2 protein-coding genes and 1 pseudogene are annotated in these 1,406 nt (G+C 62.5%); 1 reads left to right on the forward strand and 2 read right to left on the reverse strand.

Annotated elements, in window-relative coordinates:
• A partial coding sequence (locus A7X77_RS31560) for a TOBE domain-containing protein (protein ID WP_156668212.1) occupies nt 1–195 on the forward strand: 195 nt, incomplete at its 5' end.
• A 74-nt stretch (nt 196–269) separates the two neighbouring features.
• On the opposite strand, the gene A7X77_RS31565 is transcribed toward A7X77_RS31560, so the two are convergent.
• Both A7X77_RS31565 and A7X77_RS33315 read right to left on the reverse strand, forming a co-directional pair.
• Nucleotides 270–1,271 carry an ABC transporter ATP-binding protein gene (locus A7X77_RS31565; protein ID WP_064686688.1) on the reverse strand — a complete coding sequence of 334 codons (1,002 nt, stop codon included), beginning with the start codon at nt 1,269–1,271 and terminating at the stop codon, nt 270–272.
• A 10-nt stretch (nt 1,272–1,281) separates the two neighbouring features.
• Nucleotides 1,282–1,406 (reverse strand): annotated as a pseudogene (locus A7X77_RS33315) (gfo/Idh/MocA family oxidoreductase); the annotation flags it as partial.

The following is a 1,406-nucleotide window of genomic DNA, read 5'->3' on the forward strand; positions in this document are numbered from 1 at the left end:
AGAAGCGATACCGCGTTGACCGGCCAGGTCGTCTCCGCCCACTTCCTTGGCTCGGTTATCCGCACCCGCATGAATGTCGGCGGCAACGTTATCTCCTTCGACATGTTCAACAGCCCCGGCGTCACCCCGCCGCAGGCCGGCGAAACCGTGACGCTGCGCTTCATGGCGGCTGATCTGCTGGTCATCCGCGACTGATTTCGCGCACACCGTTCATGCAAAAAGCGCCGCGAAAACGGCGCCTTTTTCATTGCTGGGAATGATGGGATCGTTCAGCGGATCGCCCGGTCGTCCGCATCGAAGCGATGCACCCGCGCCTGATCCGGCGTCGCATAGACGATCTCGTCCGGCTCGTACTGGTGTTCGCCGAAGAGGCGCGCCGTCAGCAGGCCGCACTGATCGGATTCCAGATAGATGATCGTATCAGCGCCGAGGTGCTCGACATGCACGACCTTCGCCGCCCAGTTCCCTTGTTCGCGCGACAGCGTCATGTGCTCGGGACGCACGCCGATCGTCTTGGCACTGTGGTCACCGACTTTCTCGCCCGCGATGAAATTCATCTGCGGCGAGCCGATAAAACCGGCGACGAAGACGTTGGCCGGACGGTTGTAAAGCTCCATTGGCGAGCCGATCTGCTCGATCGTGCCGGCGTTTAACACCACGATCTTGTCGGCCAGCGTCATCGCCTCGACCTGGTCATGGGTGACGTAGATCATCGTCGCCTTCAGGCTGCGGTGCAGCCGGGCGATCTCGAGACGCGTCTGGACGCGCAACGCCGCATCAAGGTTCGACAGCGGCTCGTCGAACAGGAAGAGTTCCGGTTCGCGCACGATGGCGCGGCCGATTGCGACGCGTTGGCGCTGACCGCCGGAGAGTTCGGCCGGACGCCGTGCCAGATAGGGCGCGAGCGACAGCATGCCGGAGGCCTTGCCGACACGGCTGTCGATCTCGTTCTTGGGCGTGCCGGCCTGCTTTAGGCCGAGGCCCATATTGTCCTTGACTGTCAGATGCGGATAGAGCGCATAGGACTGGAACACCATGGCGATGCCGCGCTTGGCCGGCGGCGTCAGCGTCTCGTCGCGGCCATTGATGACGACGGCGCCCGAGGTGACGTCCTCGAGGCCTGCAATGCTGCGCAAGAGCGTCGACTTCCCGCAGCCCGACGGCCCGACGAAAATGACGAATTCGCCGTCTTTGACTTCAAGGTCGATGCCCTTCAGCACCTCATGCGTGCCATAGGTTTTGCGGATGGATTTGAGTTGAAGCGATCCCACTGATTTTTCCTTACAATCTGACCGGCTGGCCGGTACGCACGCTCTCGTCGGCGGCAAGGCAGATGCGCAGCGACGCCACGGCATCCGCCATATGGCGGTCGAGGTTGAGATCCTCGCGGATCGCCCTCAGCATGA

This window comes from Rhizobium bangladeshense, from assembly GCF_001662075.1.
In the GTDB taxonomy this organism is placed as follows: Bacteria; Pseudomonadota; Alphaproteobacteria; order Rhizobiales; family Rhizobiaceae; genus Rhizobium; species Rhizobium bangladeshense_B.